Source organism: Candidatus Galacturonatibacter soehngenii (assembly GCF_008830185.1).
In the GTDB taxonomy this organism is placed as follows: Bacteria; Bacillota; Clostridia; order Lachnospirales; family Lachnospiraceae; genus Lachnotalea; species Lachnotalea soehngenii.
Genome location: NZ_WAGX01000003.1, coordinates 25,771 through 47,698, shown reverse-complemented (window position 1 = coordinate 47,698; position 21,928 = coordinate 25,771). Strand labels below are relative to the sequence as shown.

The 21,928-nt window shown below is 34.5% G+C and carries 22 protein-coding genes; 2 read left to right on the top strand and 20 right to left on the bottom strand.

What is annotated here, in order from left to right:
- Positions 1–7 precede the first annotated feature (7 nt).
- From F7O84_RS01000 to F7O84_RS18900, 16 genes are all read right to left on the bottom strand, one after another.
- Positions 8–1,387, bottom strand: a complete 1,380-nt coding sequence (locus F7O84_RS01000; protein ID WP_151140886.1) for a sensor histidine kinase — start codon at positions 1,385–1,387, stop codon at positions 8–10.
- Positions 1,388–1,612: 225 nt separating this feature from the next.
- Complete coding sequence (locus F7O84_RS00995; protein ID WP_151140884.1) at positions 1,613–2,170, bottom strand: ECF-type riboflavin transporter substrate-binding protein; 558 nt, start codon at positions 2,168–2,170, stop codon at positions 1,613–1,615.
- 33 nt (positions 2,171–2,203) lie between these two features.
- Positions 2,204–3,046: an SAM hydrolase/SAM-dependent halogenase family protein gene (locus F7O84_RS00990; RefSeq protein WP_151140882.1), complete on the bottom strand. Its 843-nt coding sequence runs from the start codon at positions 3,044–3,046 to the stop codon at positions 2,204–2,206.
- A gap of 30 nt (positions 3,047–3,076) precedes the next feature.
- Positions 3,077–3,910 (bottom strand): energy-coupling factor transporter transmembrane component T family protein, encoded by an 834-nt coding sequence (locus F7O84_RS00985; RefSeq protein WP_151140880.1) that lies wholly within the window; start codon positions 3,908–3,910, stop codon positions 3,077–3,079.
- Positions 3,900–5,615 (bottom strand): ABC transporter ATP-binding protein, encoded by a 1,716-nt coding sequence (locus F7O84_RS00980; protein WP_151140877.1) that lies wholly within the window; start codon positions 5,613–5,615, stop codon positions 3,900–3,902. Before F7O84_RS00980 ends, F7O84_RS00985 begins: the two co-directional genes overlap by 11 nt.
- A gap of 171 nt (positions 5,616–5,786) precedes the next feature.
- Complete coding sequence (locus F7O84_RS00975; protein WP_151140874.1) at positions 5,787–6,671, bottom strand: alpha/beta fold hydrolase; 885 nt, start codon at positions 6,669–6,671, stop codon at positions 5,787–5,789.
- Positions 6,672–6,900: 229 nt separating this feature from the next.
- On the bottom strand, positions 6,901–7,590 hold the full coding sequence (locus F7O84_RS00970) for a response regulator transcription factor (protein WP_151140871.1): 690 nt from the start codon (positions 7,588–7,590) through the stop codon (positions 6,901–6,903).
- A gap of 10 nt (positions 7,591–7,600) precedes the next feature.
- Positions 7,601–8,206, bottom strand: a complete 606-nt coding sequence (locus F7O84_RS00965) for a helix-hairpin-helix domain-containing protein (RefSeq protein ID WP_151140867.1) — start codon at positions 8,204–8,206, stop codon at positions 7,601–7,603.
- 130 nt (positions 8,207–8,336) lie between these two features.
- Positions 8,337–8,768 carry a DMT family transporter gene (locus F7O84_RS00960; RefSeq protein WP_151140865.1) on the bottom strand — a complete coding sequence of 144 codons (432 nt, stop codon included), beginning with the start codon at positions 8,766–8,768 and terminating at the stop codon, positions 8,337–8,339.
- A gap of 129 nt (positions 8,769–8,897) precedes the next feature.
- On the bottom strand, positions 8,898–10,466 hold the full coding sequence (locus tag F7O84_RS00955) for a sugar ABC transporter substrate-binding protein (RefSeq protein WP_151140862.1): 1,569 nt from the start codon (positions 10,464–10,466) through the stop codon (positions 8,898–8,900).
- Between the two features lie 163 nt (positions 10,467–10,629).
- Positions 10,630–11,811, bottom strand: a complete 1,182-nt coding sequence (locus F7O84_RS00950; RefSeq protein WP_151141587.1) for an aspartate aminotransferase family protein — start codon at positions 11,809–11,811, stop codon at positions 10,630–10,632.
- Positions 11,798–12,694, bottom strand: a complete 897-nt coding sequence (gene argB / locus F7O84_RS00945) for an acetylglutamate kinase (RefSeq protein ID WP_151140858.1) — start codon at positions 12,692–12,694, stop codon at positions 11,798–11,800. The genes F7O84_RS00950 and argB overlap by 14 nt, the downstream gene beginning before the upstream one ends.
- A gap of 16 nt (positions 12,695–12,710) precedes the next feature.
- On the bottom strand, positions 12,711–13,934 hold the full coding sequence (argJ, locus tag F7O84_RS00940) for a bifunctional glutamate N-acetyltransferase/amino-acid acetyltransferase ArgJ (RefSeq protein WP_151140856.1): 1,224 nt from the start codon (positions 13,932–13,934) through the stop codon (positions 12,711–12,713).
- A gap of 15 nt (positions 13,935–13,949) precedes the next feature.
- On the bottom strand, positions 13,950–14,390 hold the full coding sequence (locus tag F7O84_RS00935) for a GNAT family N-acetyltransferase (RefSeq protein ID WP_151140854.1): 441 nt from the start codon (positions 14,388–14,390) through the stop codon (positions 13,950–13,952).
- 10 nt (positions 14,391–14,400) lie between these two features.
- Positions 14,401–15,441: an N-acetyl-gamma-glutamyl-phosphate reductase gene (gene argC / locus F7O84_RS00930; RefSeq protein WP_151140850.1), complete on the bottom strand. Its 1,041-nt coding sequence runs from the start codon at positions 15,439–15,441 to the stop codon at positions 14,401–14,403.
- A gap of 87 nt (positions 15,442–15,528) precedes the next feature.
- Positions 15,529–15,675 (bottom strand): hypothetical protein, encoded by a 147-nt coding sequence (locus tag F7O84_RS18900; protein WP_192451613.1) that lies wholly within the window; start codon positions 15,673–15,675, stop codon positions 15,529–15,531.
- A gap of 295 nt (positions 15,676–15,970) precedes the next feature.
- Between F7O84_RS18900 and F7O84_RS00925 the strand changes: the two genes are divergently transcribed.
- Positions 15,971–17,194, top strand: a complete 1,224-nt coding sequence (locus F7O84_RS00925) for an argininosuccinate synthase (protein ID WP_151140847.1) — start codon at positions 15,971–15,973, stop codon at positions 17,192–17,194.
- Between the two features lies 1 nt (position 17,195).
- Positions 17,196–17,786, top strand: a complete 591-nt coding sequence (locus F7O84_RS00920; protein ID WP_151140844.1) for a GNAT family N-acetyltransferase — start codon at positions 17,196–17,198, stop codon at positions 17,784–17,786.
- A 61-nt stretch (positions 17,787–17,847) separates the two neighbouring features.
- On the opposite strand, the gene F7O84_RS00915 is transcribed toward F7O84_RS00920, so the two are convergent.
- The 4 genes from F7O84_RS00915 to F7O84_RS00900 all read right to left on the bottom strand — a co-directional run bounded on the left by F7O84_RS00915 (position 17,848) and on the right by F7O84_RS00900 (position 21,886).
- Positions 17,848–18,825: a DHH family phosphoesterase gene (locus F7O84_RS00915; protein WP_151140842.1), complete on the bottom strand. Its 978-nt coding sequence runs from the start codon at positions 18,823–18,825 to the stop codon at positions 17,848–17,850.
- Positions 18,826–18,827: 2 nt separating this feature from the next.
- A complete protein-coding gene (locus tag F7O84_RS00910) occupies positions 18,828–19,076 on the bottom strand; it encodes a hypothetical protein (protein ID WP_151140840.1) in 249 nt (82 codons plus the stop codon).
- 416 nt (positions 19,077–19,492) lie between these two features.
- On the bottom strand, positions 19,493–20,332 hold the full coding sequence (locus F7O84_RS00905; protein WP_151140837.1) for a DegV family protein: 840 nt from the start codon (positions 20,330–20,332) through the stop codon (positions 19,493–19,495).
- Positions 20,333–20,587: 255 nt separating this feature from the next.
- Positions 20,588–21,886, bottom strand: coding sequence for a M18 family aminopeptidase (locus tag F7O84_RS00900; protein ID WP_151140834.1), 1,299 nt, complete (start codon positions 21,884–21,886; stop codon positions 20,588–20,590).
- Positions 21,887–21,928 lie beyond the last annotated feature (42 nt).

Below are 21,928 nucleotides of genomic sequence, written 5' to 3'. Positions count from 1 at the left end.
GCTAATCCTATTGGGATATATAATTAAGTGGAACACGCACTGTAAATGTGGTTCCTTCACTTTCCTTACTGTATACTTTTATTGCACCACGATGCATCAAGATTGCATTTCTAGTAATGGATAATCCAAGTCCTGTTCCGCCAATTTCTCTGGAATGTGACTTGTCCACGCGGTAGAATCTCTCATAAATATGTTCGAGGGATTCTTCTGGAATACCAATACCAGAATCCGCTACTTTTATATAAAAATACTTGTGATCTGCATTTAATGAAACATGAACCCATCCATTTTCTGTGTTATATTTAATTGCGTTTTCCACAAGATTTGATATCGCAAGTGTAATCTTTACTTCATCAATTTCTGCGGTTACAGGACGAAAGCTTTCAAATAATAATTCAATGTTTTGTTTTGCCGCAATAGGCCTTAATCTCTTTAGAATTAGTTCCAAAAGTCCATTGATGTTTACTGTTGTAATGTTTAAATCTGCTGCTGTTTTATCAAGCTTTACAAGCGCTAATAAGTCATTAATAATTTTATTTTCTCGATCGATTTCTTCTGCAATATCAACCATAAATTCTTTATAAAGCTCTGTTGGTACATCCTCTTGAGCAATTAAGGAATCGGCTAATACTTTCATCGATGTAAGTGGTGTCTTTAATTCATGAGATACATTGGAAACAAACTCTTGTCTTGAATCGTCAAGCACTTTCATTCTTCCCATCATTTTGTTAAAGGCATCAGATATCAGTTCCGTTTCCGTATAATCTGAAACAGAAATCTTTTCATTGATGTATCCTTCATTTAGCGCCTCAATCGCATTGCTTACTCTTGCAAAAGGTTTTACTAAGATTCTTGCAAGATAAAATGCCAGTGTAAGTATAACGATTCCCATACCAAGCTGAAGTACCGTTGCCTTTTGTTGAAGGATTACTATGCTATCCTTTATATTGTCAGTTGACATGCTTACTAAGATAACTCCAATGGTTTCTTTTGTTATCGTATCTGTGATTGGAACGGTTAACGAAATATAGTTATCTTTCTTCATATATTTGGATGTATTGGTGCCCTTAAAACATTTAATTACCTCTTCCGATACAATTGTCTTTCCCTGCTCTAAAACATAAGTATCTTTTACTATTTTAAAGGTATTATCAATAACCATGATTCTTCCATCAAGCATTCCTGCTAATTGTTCAACTTCAGCATTGATTACTTCAGAATAGGAATCTGTCAAATAACCATATGTATATATTTGGTTGGATAGAATTTTACATTGATTGGATACATCAATGCTTCGTTGTAAAACAGCTCTATCTTCGTAGCTATCAATTATCCCATTTTTTAGAAGAACGCCAGGAACAATACCAACAAAAGATAATACTAGCATAAGTCGAAACTTTAGACTTCGTATAAATTTTCCTTTTTTTATAAATCGTAATTTAATAATAAACACCCACTTTTCATCTCATCGCTACAACAATATTAGCATCTTCATGCATTTAATTCAACTAATTTATCATACTGTTAACTAGAAAAATAAAACAGTATCGCAAAAAAAGAATCTAATAACCATTTATTGTTAGTAGATTCCTTTGCTTGCTTTTCTTTGGTGTTACTCCTTAGTCAGACTTCCCTTTTTCGAGCGCGTCTTACTATATAATGTAAGTAGTAGCGTTCCAATAATACCAACGGAAACTGCATTAGATATTGCGGCTACTACCCCTTGTGTAAACACAAGGTTAGCAGGTTCTGCATAAATTACAATATCAAGGATTGGTGCTATGATAATCCATGATATTGCATTCGCAATAATTTGATATACGTTAAAAAATATTGCAGACTTAACACTAAACTCGCCTTCCTCAACTTTAAGCTTTGGATATATAAGGCCAGTTAAAAAACAAGTTAAGCCACTTGCAATTACCCAGCTCCACCAAGCAGATCCATACTGTATGGAGTCAGATAGTGCATGACCAATAAAAGCAATGAGCCCCCCTGCAATTGGTCCAAACAATGCTGCAAAGAACCCTCCGATTCCATACGCTGTTTGAATATCCGTCCCCGGGATTCCAGTCGGTACTTTTACGTACATGAATAACAGCGTAAATAATGCTGCACCAAGGCCTGTCGCAACAATTGTCTTGGTCTTAAATTCAAAAAGTTTCTTCATTGATAGTTCCTCCTCTTTTTATTTATATTTACGTTATTTCGTAAATTCAACTTTCCAATCTGGGCCAAAGTCCAGACCGTATTTCTTACAAAAATTCCCTAGACTTACAGCCATTGCTACCTTCATTAGTTCATTATTATAAATCATTACATCACCCTTTTTTGCAAATCCAAAGCTTTGATGAAATAATACTCTTTCGGAATAGACCTCTTTTTCTTCATGCCAAATCGTCACATTAACATAATCGCCATAGGTAAAGCCTGCTTCTTGAAACGCCTGTAACGGAATATTTGTCCACAAATTTCCAAAGTTTGGATCGTTAATTTCAAATATTCCCTGTACTTTTCCTTGTGTAACATTTGGTTTTAATATTTCATGCGTTACAATTTCATCAACGCTATATTCTGGTCCAACACCTTCAAAATCAATGATTCCACTTGCAAGCCTTGCAGCAGTATAACCAAATAAGTCTCTGCCATGAAAGATTGCAACACCTTCTGTTCCTTTTCCTCTTAATCGATTTTTTGTTTCATCAATCTCTCTCACTGATTCAATACCAATAAAATGTTTTACGTGAGTCAATGCTCCATTATCCGGCGTCACAATATAATATCCATCTATTGTCTTTGCTACACAGGCACGGCGAGATGTTCCAACCCCTGGGTCTACCACAGAAACATAAATCGTTCCTTCTGGCCAAAATTGTAGGCTTTGATATAGTCTATAACTTGCACTCCATGTATCGTATTGAGGTAACTGATGTGTCCCATCAAATATCTCTAATTCTCTATCTACTGTTTTTACGACTCCATACATGGAACTTACTGCGCCTTCTGCATAAGTAAAGTCTGTTTGAAAAACTAAAATAGGTTTCATTTTTCTTTCTCCTTTTCTCTTCAAGCTCTTTTAAATAAAAGGATTATAAAATCTTGAACGATTGATAAATACACTAATACAAATCGAGCCAACCAAAACAAATACTGCAATTAAAATAGCTATATAATCTTGTCGCTTCAATCTCTTTGAAGCATACCAAGTTCGCTTTTTATGCTTACCAAATCCTCTTAAATCCATGGCATTACTTATTAATTCAATACGATCTAAGGTAGAAAATATAAGTGGTACACAAATATTCATGATATTTTTAATCCGCACTCCAAGCTTTTCTTTTTTTGATAAATCAAGCCCTCTACTTTGCTGCGCCAAAGAAATATCCTGATAATTTCTTATCAAATCTGGAAAATAACGAAGCGTTAAGGAAAGTGCGTAGGCAGCTTTATAATTCAAACCAATGCGATTCATCGATGCTGCAAGCTCACTTGGATTTGTCGTTAGCAAAAAAATCAACCCCAAAGGCACGACAGAAGCATATTTAGTTAATTTTGTGATTTGATACAAAAGTTGCTCTAGCGTAATTGTATAACGGCTATTGAAACGATATATTTCATGTTTTGTTCCATATATCTCAACTCCATATTGTGGACTAAATATAAAAGTTAGTACAAAGTTTATCAGTAAAAAAACAATTACATATATCACCATAAGTTTTATTTGTTTCCATTCAAGTCCAGATACCTTAAAAAATATAAGTGATAATATCATTACCGAAAGAATTACTCGAATATCATAAGAAAACATGACTGAAAAGGTGAGACAAATAAAGCAAATCAACTTCGTAACCCCACTTAAATGAAAGACTAGATTGTCTCTTTCTACATAATCAAATAATTTACTTTTCATATGCTAGCTCCTTTCGATCATGCTGAATAAATTTTGAGACAAAGGAGGTCGCATCATAAATACCAGCCATTTTAGCTATTTCGTATAAGGAAGTGATTTTTAAATTTGCTTGTCTGGCTATCTCTTCGTTTGTTAATATATCAACAGCACTAGAATCCCCAACCTTTACTCCATTTGCAAGAACAATAGCATGCGGTGTATATTCAAGCATCAAATGCATATCGTGGGTAATTAAGAGTATGGTAACTCCTTTTTTATTAAGTTCCTTTAAGAATTCCATTATTTCTGTATAATGATGAAAGTCTTGTCCTGCTGTAGGCTCGTCTAATATAATAATCTTTGGATCTAAGACCAAAACGCTAGCAATCGTAACTCGTTTCTTTTGTCCGTAACTAAGCGCTGAAATAGGCCATTTTTTAAAGGGTGATAAACCACATATTTTTAATACTTTATCGACACGCTCTTCGATCTCCTTTTCCAAAACTCCTCGTATCCTTAATCCCAATGCAATCTCATCGTATATCATAGACTTACTAATCATCTGATTAGGATTTTGCATTACAAAGCCAATTAGCTTGGAACGCTCTTTAATTGTCTTATCACTGAAAATCTCACCTTGAAAATAAATTTTACCCTCATCTTCCTTAAGGAAGCCACAAATAAGTTTTGCCAAAGTACTTTTGCCCGCTCCATTCGTTCCAACGATACTTACCATTTCACCTTCTTTGATACGAAAGTTAATATTCTGTAAAATCCTTCTTCTTTTATTGTATTGAAAGCATAGATTCTCACATGTTAATATATCTGGTCTGGTATCAATCGATTCTTCTACTAACTGCTTTTCATTCCAGTTCACTAAGTTATGGGCCACTTTATCTACTAGTAATGAGCTTAACATTCCTGGTTTCATATCTGGTTGTAATTTTACCCCAGCATATTTGAGTGCCGTCGCATAGAGAGGTTCACGAATTCCATATCCAGTCAAGATGTCAGAGGAAATCAATTCGTCTGGAGTCATATCCGCCACTATTCTTCCTTCGTTTACTACAATTACGCGGTCTACCCTTTTATGCAGCACATCTTCTAGGCGGTGTTCAATAATAACAACTGTTTTATTTGTCTCTTTTTGAATTTCATCGATTAGTTCTATGGCTTTTTTCCCCGTCACAGGATCTAGATTTGCCAAAGGTTCATCAAAGAGTAGAATCTCCACATCGTCTACCATAATCCCTGCTAAAGATACTCGTTGCTTTTGTCCACCTGACAATTCAAATGGCGATGCATTTAAAAGATGATTCATGTCAACCATTGCAGATACTTTGGCTACTTTATCTTTCATATCATTTAAAGACACGCAATCATTCTCGAGTGCAAAGGCAATATCTTCTCCTACTGTCAGTCCTATAAACTGACCATCCGAATCCTGTAAAACAGTTCCAACCTTTTTGGATAATTCAAATATATTCATTTGCTGTGTATTTACACCAGCAACTTCAAGACTTCCTTTTATTTCTCCCTTATAAGCAAAAGGAATCAATCCATTGATACAGTTACCTAGTGTACTTTTGCCGCTTCCACTCGGTCCTACAATTAATATCTTCTCCCCTTCATATATGGTCAGATTAATATCTTCTAATGTGGGTTCTGCCTGACTAAAATATTGAAAGCCAAATGATTTAAATTCAATAATTGGTCTTTTCTCCATTATTTTCTCCTCTAAAAGTAAAAATTTGTGCTTTTACTATAATAAAAAGGAGGTAGAAAATGAACCGATAATAATTATCAATTCACATCTACCTCCTTTACCTCTTCAATCAGTTCAATATTTTGAGTATAGTATACACACTAGTCTTTGTCAATTACCTATTTCCTATATTTACCTTTCAATTAAATATTCAATTAATATCTGATTGATTTGCTCACTACGCTCATGGTTAATACCATGTCCCGTATCAGGAAAAAATTGATATTGCATCTCATATTTCAATAATTCTTTCTTTCCTCCAAGCTTTACAAATGGATCCTCCTCTCCAATCAAAAACAATGCTTTTTCACGAATTAATGTTAACTCTTCCTCTGAAAAACCTTTGATTTTGTGATATCTCATTGCCATATTGTTGAATCCCTTCAACAACTGGTGATAATGTTCTAATACAATTTCATTTTCCGTAAATACTTTATCGTTTGTTCCAGTTAATTTGCGTAATAACTTAACTGTATTGTTACGTGAAGGAAATAATGCCTCGGGTAAAAATATCTTTAGCATTGTCTTAAGTGTATTGGAACCACCAGTTGCTACGCAACCAGCCATACATACTATTTTTCGAACCCTTTCTGGTCTATGTATTGCATAATACTGGGCTAAATAAGCTCCATTTGACACTCCTGCTATAGAAATTTGCATAAGTTCTAGTTTTTCTATTACCTCATCTAACCAAATACCATCATCAAAATCTTTATTGTAATTTTGATTTGGACAACTTTTACCTGGTCCACCTATCGTATCAATTGCATAGATTCGAAAATGCTTTGCTAAGGCCTTTGCATTATAGATCCACATAAGTGCAGAATTATCCCCTACCCCATGAAATAATACCAAGGGCGGGGCATCTTGCCTACCTGCTGTTATGACATGAGTACTTCCATAAAATGTATGAATATCAAATTCGCTTATTTCAACCTCCCATTGCTTTAATAATTGTTGATATGTATCCATAACCTTTTCTTTTGCTTTTTTATTTTTATAGATCTTTACTGCCATATTTTACTCCCTCTCCTTTAGTACTTGATTCATACAATGATACCAATGCTCTAATTTATCCCAAGTCCTTGAAAACAAAATCTTATTACCTCTTCAAATAATTCGAACAAGCTATCCTCTTTCTTTTCCTTTCCTTCAATTGTCAATCTTGTTGAAATAATTCATTAACCTTAAAAAAAGAAATGTAGCAATTCTAGCTACATTTCCCGATAATTTATATTCTACTGTTTTACTCCTGAAAGTAATATCCAACGCCCCACTTTGTATGAACATATTTTGGCTCACTTGGATTCGATTCAATCTTTTCTCTAAGTCTTCGAATGTGCACATCAACTGTTCTTACATCGCCTGGATATTCATATCCCCAAACAATATTTAAAAGATTTTCTCTACTATAAACCTTATTCGGGTTAAACACCAATAACTCTAAAACATCAAATTCCTTTGCAGTTAAGTTAATCTCTTTCCCAGCAATATACACTCTTCGTCCTTCGCAGTCTAATTTTAAATCTCCAACAACAACAATCTTCTTATTTTCTACCTGCTCTGCCTTTTTACTGGTACGGCGCATAATTGCCTTGATTCTTGCTTTGACTTCCAATATATTAAATGGCTTTGTTATGTAATCGTCTGCACCGTATTCTAATCCTAGAATTTTATCCATGTCATCCCCCTTTGCAGTAAGCATAACAATAGGCATACTTGAAAATTCTCTTATTTGCTGACATACTTCAAATCCATTGAGCTTTGGAAGCATGATATCAAGAAGTACAATGTCATATTCCTTTTCCTTTGCAAAGTTTAATGCTTCTTCCCCATCATAGGCGCAATCTACTTCCATCCCATCTTGTTCTAGGCTAAAACGAATTCCTTTTACAATTAACTTCTCATCATCTACTACGAGTACCTTTTTCGCCATAACATTCACCTCATTTTACTGTAATCATATCCTTAACCTTTTGAAAGACTCCTTCTTTTATCCCGTCAATCTCCATTAGCTCTTCAATTGTTTGAAAGCCTCCCTTGGATTCTCTATATTTGATAATATTTTTTGCTTTTGAAGCTCCTATTCCTGGTAGCGTTGTAAGAGTCTCTTCATTTGCTGTATTAATATTAACAAGACCGTCTGCACTTTCGCTTTCAACAATTGCCATTTCATTTGCTTCATCAATAGTTGGGACTACAATCTTTTGTCCATCTGTAACGCTCTCAGCTAAATTAAGATAATTGGGTGCCGCTGTTTCGAGCAATCCACCTGCCATCTCAACTACCTGATACAACCTTGCTCCCTCTTCTACTTGATACACGCCAGGTGACATTACTTCTCCACAAATATAAACATAACTTAATGTATCTTCTTTTGTTTGTGCTTGTGTATCGCTAGGAACGTCAACTTTTTCTATTTCATTTGACGCAGCAGACTGCTCTTCAATCATAACTTTAGTTTTTTGACCATCACTACAGCTATACAAGAATCCACAAACAACAATTGTAATAAATAAAATACCGATTTTAATCACTTTGTCTTTCTGCATAATTCCTCCATAATAATTTATGGATTTCCCTCTATACCAGACTTCTTTATTGTAACTAAAATATTCCTTTATTACAAGTTACTTTTTTCCTAAATTTATTACAAAACTCTTTATTTACCTATTATATGGACTATTCCCATTTAAATATTACCACACCTGCAATGGCTAAAATCATTCCAAAAAGTTTTTTCCAATCAAATCCAACTTTTTCTACTCCAAATATTCCAAGCACTTCAATCAAATAAGCTACAAGTAGTTGAGAAATCACTATGATCATAACCGCTTTTGCTGGTCCTAGACTCCCCATACTTTTTATCACCGTGTAAGTAATAAATGCACCAATTGCCCCTCCAAGCAGCATATACTTAGGCTGCGTCTGCAACAATCCTTCTATACTTTCTCGACCAGTAAAAAACCATGCAACAATGCAGACAACAAACGCACTGATTTGCACCCAACCTGTTGAAACCCAAATACTCGTATTTTTCGTTACCTCTGTATTAAATACTCCCTGAATACTCATTAGAGCGCCAGAAATTAGTGCAAGAATTATTCCAATCATTATTAAATAACCTCCATATCATGTATATGTAAATTATCTCCATATAATTGGAATGTATGCAAATTTTCTTTTTATAGAAAACAAGTAAGGATACTAAATTAACACTCGTAAATTTAGTATCCTTTTAAACTAGCGAATCATTTCATCAATTATTTGTTCTACAGGTGTGGCATTCCATATATTCGAAAAATAGATTTCTAATTTTAACCAATAATCTCCATTTTCCATGATTTTAGGCACACACACAGATTTTTCATACTGTCTTAAGACTGCTTCTATATTTTCATTCTCATATATCAAATGATTCCTTGATGAAAGTTTACCTGCTTCTTTATATAAATTTTGGGCATTTTCATACGCTAAAAATTTTGCAAAAGCCTTTGATTCTTCCATTTCCTTAGTGTATCCGCTTACAGCCACACCATAATTAATCGAAATTCCAGCACTTTCTAAATTATTTGTTAAATTTGGAAGTACTGCAATTTTAAATTTGTCATTCTCACTTTTAACTGGTAAATTCTGCTCTGATTCATCTTGTTCGAGCTCATTTTCCTCTTCAATTTGCTCTGGCTGTTCTATTTTTGTCTCTTCTTTTGGTATTTTTCTTAAAACCTTTTCAATACCTGCATAATAACTTTCCTCTAAGCCGTAAGAGCTTTTCGCAGTTTTGACTGATTCTTTTGAAGAACCTTCATTGTCTGTCTCATCGTTCTTGGAAGTCTCTTTAACACTTTTGTTAACATTCTCCTCATTTTGCGCCTTTTCATCCGCATTTTCTTCTGCTTCATTAGATCCGTTTTTAATTGTGTTACTATTCCCATTATCTTTTGCATCCGAGTCTGCTTGAACTTCTTCATTTACATCACCTTCTATCATTTCTATTTCTGGTAGTTTGTCCGTTTTTGCAATAGTAAATACGCTTTTTCCATCTATAAAATTCTGGAATGCCATTTCATAATCTATGCTACTTGAATCAATCGCAAAATATTGATTTAAATTTTGATAATATGCGAATGCTTCTGTTAATTTTTCTTTATCAACAATATAATTTTCATTATTAATTTCATCATTATTTAAATATTTTCCAATAAAAAAATAATTACATAGTATATCTGTTACATCCCAGTTAAGAATGGATTCTACGCCTTCTGGAGCGTCAAACTCATCTGCAAATAAAAGAATATCTTCTATCGATTCTGGAGGCTGTTGTACATAATCTTGATTATATAACAAGTAACTTGTTTCAAAATACATTGGATAAGCAAGTATTTTATCTTTGAACGTAAAGGCGTTTAAAGCTGTTTTATAGTAATTGTTCTCATTCAAAACTTCATCTGTAATATCCGTTGAAAGTCCCGCAAGATATATTTTTTCTAGATTGCTATTTTCAGCTATAAATAAATCAGGTGCTTGATCTTCCGATAAAACTGCCTGATTCATATTTTCGATATAATCAATACCTGAAACCAACTTTGTTGTTATTGAAACATGATTTGTTGCTTCGTATTCTGATACAGTTTTTTCAATATATTCACTTAGTTCTTCATTGGTGTACCAAAGTACCAATTCTTTTGGTTCTTTCGATAAAGTTGTAGTTTCAACTGCTTCATTTCCAAAATAAGTGCCACATCCAGTAAGCGTTGATAGCAGACAAGCACACATACCTATACTTATTAATCTTTTTTTAATATATTTCATTTTTATCTCCTATAGTAATACAAGTATAAATAAGTATATACTTATTTCCACTATTTTTTCAACTATATTTTCAATATCTTGCTGTTTTAATATCTTGAAAGATTCAATAAAAGCCTCTCATTTATCATGAGAGACTCTTACTTTACTTTTTCTTATATGACTATTATACTAAACTTTTTTCTAATTTTCCAATCATTTCATCCACATGTTTTTTTGTAATAACCAATGGTGGAACGATACGAATTACATTCTCGCCTGCCGTGATAAGAATCAATCCATTTTCTAATGCCTTTAATATTACAGGATTCGCCGCTTTATTAAGGATTAATCCTTGCATTAAACCTGCACCACGTCTTTGTGTTATACACTCATACTTTTCTACCAGCATATCTAGCTTTTGAACGAGATATTCACTTACTTCTTTTACATGGTCTAGAATTCCTTCTTTGTCATAAATGTCAAAAACTTTACTTACAGCAGTGCAAACCAATGGATTCCCACCATATGTGGTTCCATGATCTCCTGGTACTAGGGAAGCTGATTTGTTATTCATAACAAAGGCTCCAACTGGTACACCACAACCTAGTGCCTTAGCACAAGTCATTATGTCAGGTTTTACACCGTATCCTTGCCATGCAAACATAGTTCCCGTTCTACCCATACCACACTGAATCTCATCAAAAATCAGTAGGATATCGTTATCATCACATAATTTTCTTACGCCTTCTAAGAATTCTTGTGTTGCTGGATAAATGCCGCCTTCTCCTTGAATTGGCTCTAAAATGATAGCGCAAGTCTTATCATTTATTAATGCTTTCACACTTTCCAAATCATTAAAATCAGCAAACGAGATTCCTCCAATTAGTGGTTTGAAAGCTTCTTGATAATGGGGATTACCCGTTACTGATAAAGCACCCAAACTTCTTCCATGAAACGAATGGTTCATAGCAATTATTTCATGATCCGTCTTTTTATCTTTATCATAAGCATACTTTCTAGCTGCCTTAATTGCACCTTCAATTGCCTCTGTTCCACTGTTTGTAAAAAACACTTTATCAAGTCCTGAAGCTTTGATTAACTTTTCCCCTGCTTCTGCCAATGGTTGATTGTAATACAAATTTGATACATGCATTAATCGATCAATCTGTTCTTTTAATGCGTCTTTGTATTCCTGATTGCTGTATCCAAGTGAGTTAACCGCAATCCCTGCTGCAAAGTCTAGATACTTATTGCCGTTAGTATCAAACAGGTACACATCTTCTCCCTTTTCTAATACGATTTGATAACGGTTATAAGTATGCAACAGGTTTGCTTCTGCCTGTTCCATATAATTATTCGTGCTCATGATAATACCTACTTTCTGATTCACTTAAGATTGCTGTACCAATTCCCTTATTGGTAAAGAACTCAAGCAATAGACAATGTTCAATTCGACCATCCAAAATATGTACTCTGGATACACCACTTTCAATGGCATCAATACAATTTTGAAGTTTTGGAAGCATACCGCCTCCCACGTTTCCACTCTTTAAGAATTCCTTCGCTTCTGGTATGGTTAACTCAGAAATTAATGTTTCAGCCTTTAGTGGATCTCTATAAACACCTTCAATGTCTGTTAAAAAGGCAAGCTTTTCTGCTTTTACACTTTTTGCGATGGCGCAAGCCGCATCATCCGCATTGATGTTGTAAGTCTGATAATTTTCATCAATTCCAATTGGGCAAATAACTGGAATAAAATCATTTTCTAATAAGGTATTAATAAGGTCTGCTTTTACTTCCTTTACTTCCCCTACAAAACCAATATCTTTGCCACCAGATAATTTTTTATCTACAATGATGGTAGATCCATCCTTTCCACTCATACCAACTGCTTTCACTCCAAGACTTTCCATCATTTGAACCAGACTCTTATTGACTTTATTTAACACCATTTCAGCGATTTCCATCGTAGGTTCATCGGTTACTCGAAGTCCATTGATAAAATTTGGTTCCATTCCAACCTTCTTTATCCAGCGACTAATTTCTTTTCCACCGCCATGAACAATAATAGGCTTAAAACCAACTAGTTTTAGTAGTGCCACATCTTTGATTACATTCTTTTGTAATTCCTCATCTACCATAGCACTTCCACCGTATTTTACAACAATTGTCTTTCCATTAAATCTTTGTATATAAGGTAGTGCTTCGATTAATACCTGCGCTTTTTGAAGCCATAATTCCATTTCCATTTTATTTCCTCTTTTCTTAAGAACGATAGTCCGCATTTATTTTAACGTAGTCATAAGTCAAATCACAGCCCCATGCAGTTGCAGTGGCTTCTCCCATTTTCACATCAGCAATGGCTGTTACTTCTGGCTCTGATAAAATTTTAGTTGCCACTTCCTCACTATAATTAAGTGCAACACCATTTTCGATAATCTGAAGTTTTCCAGCCTTACTTTCAAAAAATAAATCCACTTTATCTGGATCAAACTGTGCACCAGAATAACCCATTGCACAAAGGATTCGTCCCCAGTTCGCGTCATGCCCAAAAATGGCTGCTTTTGTTAGACTTGAGGTAATAACCGATTTACTAAGTGTTACTGCCTGCTCTTTTGACTTGGCGCCAATTACTTTTACTTCAAAAAGAGCGGTTGCACCTTCTCCGTCTCCTGCAATTTTCTTAGCTAAGTAGGTATTTACGTAGTTAAGAGCGTTCAAAAAGGTATTATAATCATCATTCTTCTCAGTAATTTCTTCATTCTCTGCTAATCCATTTGCCATAAGCAATACGGTATCATTTGTAGAGGTATCTCCATCTACTGATATCATATTATAAGTATCTTTTACGTCTTCACGCAATGCTTCTTGCAAAAGCTCTTTTGAAATGGCAACGTCCGTTGTAATAAAAGAAAGCATGGTACACATATTTGGATGAATCATACCAGAACCTTTACACATGCCTCCAATGGTCACTGTCTTGCCGCTTAATGTGATTTCAACTGCGATTTCCTTTGGACAGGTATCTGTCGTCATAATTGCTTGTGCCGCCATATGTCCATCTTCTACCGTTTTTCCAAGCGTTGGTGCCATTGCTTTAATTCCTGCTTCAATTTTATCCATTGGAAGCTGTTTTCCAATTACACCAGTTGAGGCAACAAGCACACTGTTTTCAGGTATATTTAACGCCATCGATGCTGTAGCTGCCGTGTCTTTGCAATATTGATATCCTTCTTTTCCCGTACAAGCATTTGCAATCCCTGCATTGATTACAACTGCCTGTGTAAATGGTGCATGCTCAGTTAACTCTTTATCCCATAATACAGGTGCCGCTTTTACGACATTGGTCGTATAGGTTCCTGCTGAGACACACGCAGACTCGCTATAGATGAGTGCCATATCTTTTCTGTCTTTATATTTAATGCCTGCTGCTGTAGCTGTGGCTAAAAATCCTTTTGCTGATGTAACTCCGCCTTCTATTACTTTCATTGGTTTACGTCCTTTCTAAACAAATTTCGTGGTATTACTCTCATTTAATGTAAACTCATAATAGTTCAAATCTTCTCTTAAATCCCAGCCTAATTCTTTCCAAAACGTATTGCCTACTGCATTTTTCTTAAAAGCAACCAAAGAAACTTTATTTATCTTTTCCTCTTTTAAAGCTTCTATGGCAGCCAAGGCCATTTGATTACCAATTCCTTGCTTTCTGTAGCCTTCATCGACACATACATGGTAAAAGCAACCTCGTCTTCCATCATGCCCACAAAGAATACTTCCAATTATTTTTCCGTCTTCTTCTGCCACAATGCTTGTCGTTGGATTTCTTTTTAGGAATCGTTTTACTCCGTCATAAGAATCATCTATGCTTCGAATTCCAAAGCCTTTTATACTGTCCCACAAAGCACGAACTTTATCATAATCTTCTATTGTCATCGTTCTAATCATATATTTTCCTTTATGGGAACATTGGAATTAACTCAAGTCCCATCCCTTCATCAAGTCCAAACATCAAATTCATATTTTGAACTGCCTGGCCAGCTGCGCCTTTCACAAGATTATCCATCGCGCCCATCATAACAATTCGTTTCGTTCTAGTATCAATTTTAAAATTAACATCTACATAATTACTGCCTTCTACCCACTTGGTTTCTGGCGTTAAATCCTTCTCCAATACTCGAACAAATACTTCATCATTATAATATTTGTCATAAATTTCTTTTACCTCTTCATACGATACTTCTCTTTTTAAAGAAGCATATGCAGTAATTAAAATTCCTCGATTCATCGGTACTAGATGCGGGGTAAAGATAATATTTACATCCTCACATGCAGCGTAAGATAACTGCTCTTCAATCTCTGGTGTATGTCTATGTGTGGTTACTCCATAAGCTTTTATATTCTCGTTTACCTCACAAAACAGGTTGTCAACTTTTGCGCCTCTTCCTGCACCTGAGGTTCCTGATTTGGCATCAATGATAATGGTATTGGCATCAATGATACCTTCTTTTACAAGCGGATAAATGGAAAGTGTAGAACAAGTAGGGTAACAACCTGGATTCGCTACCAGTCTTGCTTTCTTTACATCCTCTCGATTGATCTCACATAGACCATACACGGCTTCTTTTATAAATTCTGGTGATTTGTGTTCTATTTTATACCATTCTTCATAGGTCTTAACATCTTTTATTCGATAGTCGGCACTTAAGTCAATGATTTTAACCCTTGATAAGATTTCTTCATTGATTAGAGATGAGCATAATCCTTGTGGGGTTGCCGTAAATATTACATCAACCTGACTCGCCAACTCTTCCATATTATCATCCATACAAGAAGCATCCACAATCTGAAACATATTGCGATACACTCTAGCATATTTTTGATCAATGTAGCTTCTGGATCCATACCATATAATGTCTGCTTCTTTATGTCTTGCAAGAATTCTAACTAATTCCCCACCTGCATATCCAGTTGATCCAACAATACCTACTTTAACCATAATAACATCTCCTTTTATAATCATTGCATAATTATACACCCATCTCGTATAATATGCAACCCATATTTTATCAAATTTCTTTAAAATTTATAAACTATTTTTACCGTAGTTCTCTTTATCCATGTTGATTTTATTATGTAAGATAAAATACGTTACCTCACTTCTTATAAATAAAAACAAAAATCTGCTTCCTTTTTCATAGATTACCCTTATATTTTGGAATCGCTTCTCCATAATTTTGTTCCATGATAAATATATATACCCTCTTATTTCATAAAAGATTAGAAATATTATAAGGGTAATTATTCGGAATTGCAATGCTGGAAACGAATTTACATGCGAGATTGATACTGCGTATCGTATCCCTTAACTCATTCCTAAACACGGACCTGCCTTCTTTTATTCATTTATCGAAAATATACAAGACAATGCATAATTTTTACATATGACTGTATAAATTTACACTTGCATTTCTAATTCTGTTGTTGTATATTAAGTAACAGATAATAAACAATAGGAGGCATTTTATATGAAGGAAAAAGTTATTTTAGCCTATTCTGGCGGACTTGACACAACCGCTATTATACCTTGGTTAAAAGAAAATTATGATTACGATGTTGTATGTGTGTGTATAGATGTAGGACAAGGAAATGAATTAGATGGCCTTGAAGAAAGAGCGAAATTATCTGGGGCTACTAAGCTGTATATTGAAGATGTCGTGGATGAATTTGTAGATGATTATGTAATCCCTTGCGTACAGGCAAATGCCATTTATGAGAATAAATATCTTCTTGGAACTTCGATGGCAAGACCGGTAATAGCAAAAAGACTTGTTGAAATTGCAAGATTAGAAGGTGCGGTTGCTATCTGCCACGGTGCCACAGGGAAAGGAAACGATCAAGTTCGTTTTGAGTTAGGAATTAAAGCACTTGCTCCAGATTTAAAGATAATCGCTCCTTGGAGATGCAATGATACTTGGAACATGCAGTCTCGTGAAGACGAAATCGAATATTGTAAAAAGCATGGTATCGATTTACCATTTTCAGCGGACTCAAGCTACAGCCGTGACAGAAATCTGTGGCATATCAGCCATGAAGGTCTTGAGTTAGAAGACCCAGCAAGCGAACCAAACTATGAGCACTTATTAGTACTTGGAGTAACTCCTGAAAAAGCACCTGACGAAGCAGAATACGTTACTATGACGTTTGAGAAAGGTATTCCTGTAAGCCTTAATGGCGAAACCTTAAAAGCCTCCAAAATCATTGAGAAATTAAATGAATTAGGCGGTAAACATGGTATTGGTATCATCGATATTGTAGAGAACCGAGTAGTTGGTATGAAGTCTCGTGGTGTATATGAAACACCAGGCGGAACCATTCTTATGGAAGCTCATACACAGTTAGAAGAATTAATTTTAGACCGTGCCACTCTTTCTCTTAAGAAAGAAATGGCGAATCGTTATGCAGACATTGTGTACGAAGGTAAATGGTTTACTCCACTTCGTGAGGCAATTCAGGCATTTATTACATCAACACAACAATATGTGACAGGTGAAGTAAAATTCAAGCTTTACAAAGGAAATATCATAAAAGCAGGAACAACTTCTCCATACTCCTTATATAGTGAGTCTTTAGCAAGTTTTACCACTGGTGAGTTATATGATCACCATGATGCAGAAGGTTTCATTAACTTATTCGGCCTATCTCTAAAGGTTCGTGCAATGAAAATGGCTGAGTTAAATAAGGACAAATAAGATGAGCGTTCATATTAGAGTGGCACTTGATTCTGATATTCCTGCACTTCTTAGTATTTATAAGCCATATGTGGAAGGAACGGCATTTACTTTCGAGTATGCCGTTCCTTCCTTGAATGAATTTACAAGCCGTTTTCATACTATCGCAAAAAAATATCCATGGTTAGTATGTGAAATAGATGGTAAAATTGCAGGTTATGCTTATGCAGGGCCTGTTTTTGAGCGTATGGCATATCAATGGAATGCAGAACTTTCTATTTATCTGGCGCCAGAATATCACAAAAGAAAAATTGGAACTGCTCTTTATTATTGTTTATTTGATTTGCTGTATTTACAAGGTTATTACAAGATTATTAGTATCATTACCTCTGCAAATACAGTTAGTATAAAGCTGCATGAGGCTTTGGGATTTACTGAATTTGCATGTTTTAAAAATATTGGTTATAAGTTCAATCAGTGGCACGATGTGACCTGGCTTGAAAAAGATCTTCGTGACTATCAAGAGAACGTAAATACTCCTATTTCCATTCATGAGCTTCCAGCTTATAAAATCACTAAAATTTGTGCCAAATACGAGTCTCTTATTGTTTGATAAAAAGCACCTTTTTTACAGGATGAATCCATAAAAAAGGTGCTATATATTTTTAATCCTATTACGAACTCATTTTTTCAGCGTAAAACAAAAAGCGCTCTTGAATCTTTTGAATTAGTTGTTCTTCCTCTAATTTATTGCCGTTAAAAGGAATAAATCCTCCTGCCATGTGAGCATGTCCTCCGCCATTGCCATAATGCTCTAATGCAATTTTACATAACTCTCCTGCATCACAGGTGCTATATTTACTTCTAACCGACAACTTAAATCCTTCTGCTTTTCTAGCATATACAACCGATAAATATACATTTGCAATCGACATCATAAAATCTGAGATATTAGCAATTAAAGCTTCTGGGCAGTCAACACCAGTGTTTGCAAAACTGATTCCATCCTTTATCTCAATACTATTGATGGCATTTGCATAAGCATGTAAATCCTCGATTTGTAATACACTATGTTCTAGTTTTTGAACAATATCCATATCACATTTTGGATACAAATAATAGAACATATCTAAATCAGTCTTGGAAACCCCTCTGCTTAAGTTTGCCGTATCAATCTTTAGTCCATAAATTAATGCGGTTGCAGTCAATGTATCCATCTCAATCTCGTTTTCAACGAAATATTCTCCCACAATAGACGCACAAGCACCAATCTCTTTACGAATATCCGTAAATTTATAATTATTCACGTGATTGGATGGATGATGATCAATACATATGATAATCTGACCATTCATGTCTCCCACATTTATATTGCCCTTTTGCGAATCAACAAGTATGATTTCATCTTCTTTTGTCATATGGGAAAGTTCATGCACATTGTATAAATTGATTTTTAGTTCCTCAATCATTCGAATTGTGCTAACTCTGTCAATTCTTCCATTATAACAAATAGTCGATTGTATCCCTTTTACCTCTAGCAATCTTTGTAGGCCATACGCACTCGCAATCGCATCTGGATCAGGGAAATTATGAGTCTGAATATATACATGGGTAGATGTAATATTTGCTAAAATCTCTTCTAGTTTATTCATTATTATTGAGAGGAATCGGTTGACAGTTCTGCTAAATATCCATTAACAGAATCTAAATTTACATCAACTACTTTTACAGGCTTATTGGATTGAATCACTCCATAAGCAGAATAACCAATCCAACCAATGGTAGCCACCAATACTAGACTAACAGCAGTCTTAGCAATTAGTGCATTTCTTTTTTCTTTTTTTATTGTTTCTTTACGATTGGCTTTTTCTTTTTTATATCGTTCTACTTTTTCCTGACTCATTTCATCTTCTCCTTTTAATAGCATGGCTATGAATACTAAAAAGTGTAATCCTCTCTTAGTACTCATGCACTCAAGAACTTCGTTCTTTCGTTAACTTATCAAGAAAAACAAATGTCTGCTTCGCAGCCGCTTGTTTTTCTTTTGATAAGTATGGGATAAGAAGCAAAAGCACTTCTTATCCACTCAAGAACTTTGTTCCTTCGTTAACTTATCAAGAAAAACAAATGTCTGCTTCGCAGCCGCTTGTTTTTCTTTTGATAAGTATGGGATAAGAAGCAAAAGCACTTCTTATCCACTCAAGAACTTTGTTCCTTCGTTAACTTATCAAGAAAAACAAATGTCTGCTTCGCAGCCGCTTGTTTTTCTTTTGATAAGTTACATTATACAATAAATTTTGGATAAAATAAATGCGTTTTTTAAACTACTACTATAATTCCACCATCGTTTGCATATAAACTGCTGACTCCTGCGGTGTCGCATAGGATTACATCTTTAAATTTGCATTTTTTTAGTAGTTCATCTTTCACCATCAATGCTCTTTCACGGCAATTGCAGTGAGAAATTGCAAGAATCTTATTTTCTGAGTCTTTCACCTGTTCTACAATTAAGTTAATCATTTTATCGAGTGCTTTATTAATCCCTCTCGCCTGACCTAATTGACAGATCGTACCTTCTTTTGTTGCACCCATGACTGGCTTAATGTTTAGTGCTCCTGCAACAAATGCTTTTAGATTACTAAGTCTTCCGTTTTTTCTTAAGGTTTCAAGAGATTCTAAGACAAAGTACGTATTTAGACCTTCAATATATTCTTCTACCACTTTAATAATTTCTGAAAATTTCATTCCAGACTTTTCACACTCTTCAGTTTTTAAGGCAATTAATGTTTCACCAATAGAGGCGGATCTTGAATCAAATACATGGATATTTTTATCACCTTTTTCTTCATGATAAAGGTTTTTACCTAATACAGCACTGTTATAAGAACCGCTCAACTGACTTGATAATGTGACAGCATAAATATTTTCAGCTTCATTCGTATATTCTTGCATATATTTTTCTGGCGATGGGCAAGAAGATTTTGGGCAGTTTGGACTTTCTGCCACAAGTCTAAGAAATTCTGCCTGATTAAAAGTATCATCGTCTACAATAATATGATCATCTACCTGTAACTGCAACGGTACACTCACAAAATGTTCATCTTTCTTTAATCTTTCAGTAAATTCTCCACAACTATCTACAATTATTTTATAGCTCATAGTTACCTCCTAATTTATGAGAAAACCACCAATATGTATTCTTATAGTAGCTTTATTATTCAAATTTTATATTAACTACATAATATAGTTTTCATTACTACTAATAATAGCATACATATAAAATAATTTAAAGCTTTTTATGTATTTTTATATTACAATTATTGCAAAAAGTTTAAACAAAAAGCTTACTTACTACAAATAGTATTCGCCGTAACGCAAAAAAAATACTTGGTCGTGAAACCAAGTATTTTTTCTCTACCTATCATAGCTAAAAAATGTTTTTAATAAAAGAGTTAAAGAATCATAGTCCTTCGCTCCCATAGTCTCTCTCGCTGAATGCATTGCTAAAATAGGAATTCCAACGTCTACAATATTCATTGGCAGATGCATGGATGCGATTGCACCGATTGTACTGCCTCCAGGAATATCTGATCGATTGATATATTTTTGATAAGGAACATTTCCATAAATACTTAACTGTTCAACAATACCGATTGCTTCACTATCTGTGGCATAACTTTGTGAACAAGCCTCTTTTATACAAAATCCACTTCCCAAAACAGGCTGATTTGTTACATCATGCTTACTTATTTTATTCGGGTGCAATCCATGTGCAACGTCTACTGAAAGCATAAAACTATCCGTAAGTGCGGATAAAAATTTTGCACGGTCTCTACCAAAGCTAAGAAGAATTTTTTCTAAGATTAGTGCTAATATACTAGAGCCTGCCCCTTGTTTTGTTCTACTTCCAACCTCTTCATGGTCAAACAATGCAATCACATTAATTCCATTATTTGTATTTCCTTCAATGATTCCTGTCAAGGCTGCTTGCACGCTTGATACATTGTCTATCCTTGGTGCAGATATAAATTCTTCATTTAATCCAAAAAAGCTAGGTTTATCTAGATTGTATAAATTTAATTCATAATCTAGAATATCTTCTTCTTTTACCGAAAGTTCGTTTGCAAGATAGGAAATAAATTTTCCACCTCCAAGTTCTTCATTCACGATAGCCGCCAAAGGAAGGAGATCTGTTTGTTTATTTAATTCAATCCCTTTATTGACATCACGATTCAAATGGATTGCTACATTCGGTATGGTAAACAAAGGTTTTTTCAAATCAATTATTCTTATTTCGGGTTTAAATACATGTTTACTTTTTAGAGTTACTCGACCTGCTGCCGATAATGGCCTATCAAGCCATGTATTTAAAATTGGTCCTCCATAAACTTCAACATTTATTTGTCTATATTGATTTGTTGTAATGTCAGGATTTGGTTTGATGCGAAATCCTGGAAAATCAGTATGTGCTGTTGCTATTTTAAATCCCTGTCGAAATGCAAATTTATCTCCAATTGTAAATGCAAATAGACTGGAGCCATGATGTTCAATGTAATATTTTCCTCCACTGTTAAGTCCAAAGTCTTGATTTAATGATAGCTTTTGAAACCCTGCTTCTTTTAATTGCAAGATACTTTCTTCTACAACCATATACGGTGATGTAGCATGTTCTAATAGATGCATTAATTTTTCAATGTTACTTTTCTTACTCATTGTCTTCCTCCAAACTGTCACTTTCTCTTTCGCAATTTGAGC

Excerpts from the sequence above, each read along its gene's own strand:
- F7O84_RS01000 (WP_151140886.1), bottom strand. The coding sequence starts at position 1,387 with ATGCTAGTATTATCTTTTGTTGGTATTGTTCCTGGCGTTCTTCTAAAA.
- F7O84_RS00995 (WP_151140884.1), bottom strand. The coding sequence starts at position 2,170 with ATGAAGAAACTTTTTGAATTTAAGACCAAGACAATTGTTGCGACAGGC.
- F7O84_RS00990 (WP_151140882.1), bottom strand. The coding sequence starts at position 3,046 with ATGAAACCTATTTTAGTTTTTCAAACAGACTTTACTTATGCAGAAGGC.
- F7O84_RS00985 (WP_151140880.1), bottom strand. The coding sequence starts at position 3,910 with ATGAAAAGTAAATTATTTGATTATGTAGAAAGAGACAATCTAGTCTTT.
- F7O84_RS00980 (WP_151140877.1), bottom strand. The coding sequence starts at position 5,615 with ATGGAGAAAAGACCAATTATTGAATTTAAATCATTTGGCTTTCAATAT.
- F7O84_RS00975 (WP_151140874.1), bottom strand. The coding sequence starts at position 6,671 with ATGGCAGTAAAGATCTATAAAAATAAAAAAGCAAAAGAAAAGGTTATG.
- F7O84_RS00970 (WP_151140871.1), bottom strand. The coding sequence starts at position 7,590 with ATGGCGAAAAAGGTACTCGTAGTAGATGATGAGAAGTTAATTGTAAAA.
- F7O84_RS00965 (WP_151140867.1), bottom strand. The coding sequence starts at position 8,206 with ATGCAGAAAGACAAAGTGATTAAAATCGGTATTTTATTTATTACAATT.
- F7O84_RS00960 (WP_151140865.1), bottom strand. The coding sequence starts at position 8,768 with ATGATTGGAATAATTCTTGCACTAATTTCTGGCGCTCTAATGAGTATT.
- F7O84_RS00955 (WP_151140862.1), bottom strand. The coding sequence starts at position 10,466 with ATGAAATATATTAAAAAAAGATTAATAAGTATAGGTATGTGTGCTTGT.
- F7O84_RS00950 (WP_151141587.1), bottom strand. The coding sequence starts at position 11,811 with ATGAGCACGAATAATTATATGGAACAGGCAGAAGCAAACCTGTTGCAT.
- argB (WP_151140858.1), bottom strand. The coding sequence starts at position 12,694 with ATGGAAATGGAATTATGGCTTCAAAAAGCGCAGGTATTAATCGAAGCA.
- argJ (WP_151140856.1), bottom strand. The coding sequence starts at position 13,934 with ATGAAAGTAATAGAAGGCGGAGTTACATCAGCAAAAGGATTTTTAGCC.
- F7O84_RS00935 (WP_151140854.1), bottom strand. The coding sequence starts at position 14,390 with ATGATTAGAACGATGACAATAGAAGATTATGATAAAGTTCGTGCTTTG.
- argC (WP_151140850.1), bottom strand. The coding sequence starts at position 15,441 with ATGGTTAAAGTAGGTATTGTTGGATCAACTGGATATGCAGGTGGGGAA.
- F7O84_RS18900 (WP_192451613.1), bottom strand. The coding sequence starts at position 15,675 with ATGGAGAAGCGATTCCAAAATATAAGGGTAATCTATGAAAAAGGAAGC.
- F7O84_RS00925 (WP_151140847.1), top strand. The coding sequence starts at position 15,971 with ATGAAGGAAAAAGTTATTTTAGCCTATTCTGGCGGACTTGACACAACC.
- F7O84_RS00920 (WP_151140844.1), top strand. The coding sequence starts at position 17,196 with ATGAGCGTTCATATTAGAGTGGCACTTGATTCTGATATTCCTGCACTT.
- F7O84_RS00915 (WP_151140842.1), bottom strand. The coding sequence starts at position 18,825 with ATGAATAAACTAGAAGAGATTTTAGCAAATATTACATCTACCCATGTA.
- F7O84_RS00910 (WP_151140840.1), bottom strand. The coding sequence starts at position 19,076 with ATGAGTCAGGAAAAAGTAGAACGATATAAAAAAGAAAAAGCCAATCGT.
- F7O84_RS00905 (WP_151140837.1), bottom strand. The coding sequence starts at position 20,332 with ATGAGCTATAAAATAATTGTAGATAGTTGTGGAGAATTTACTGAAAGA.
- F7O84_RS00900 (WP_151140834.1), bottom strand. The coding sequence starts at position 21,886 with ATGAGTAAGAAAAGTAACATTGAAAAATTAATGCATCTATTAGAACAT.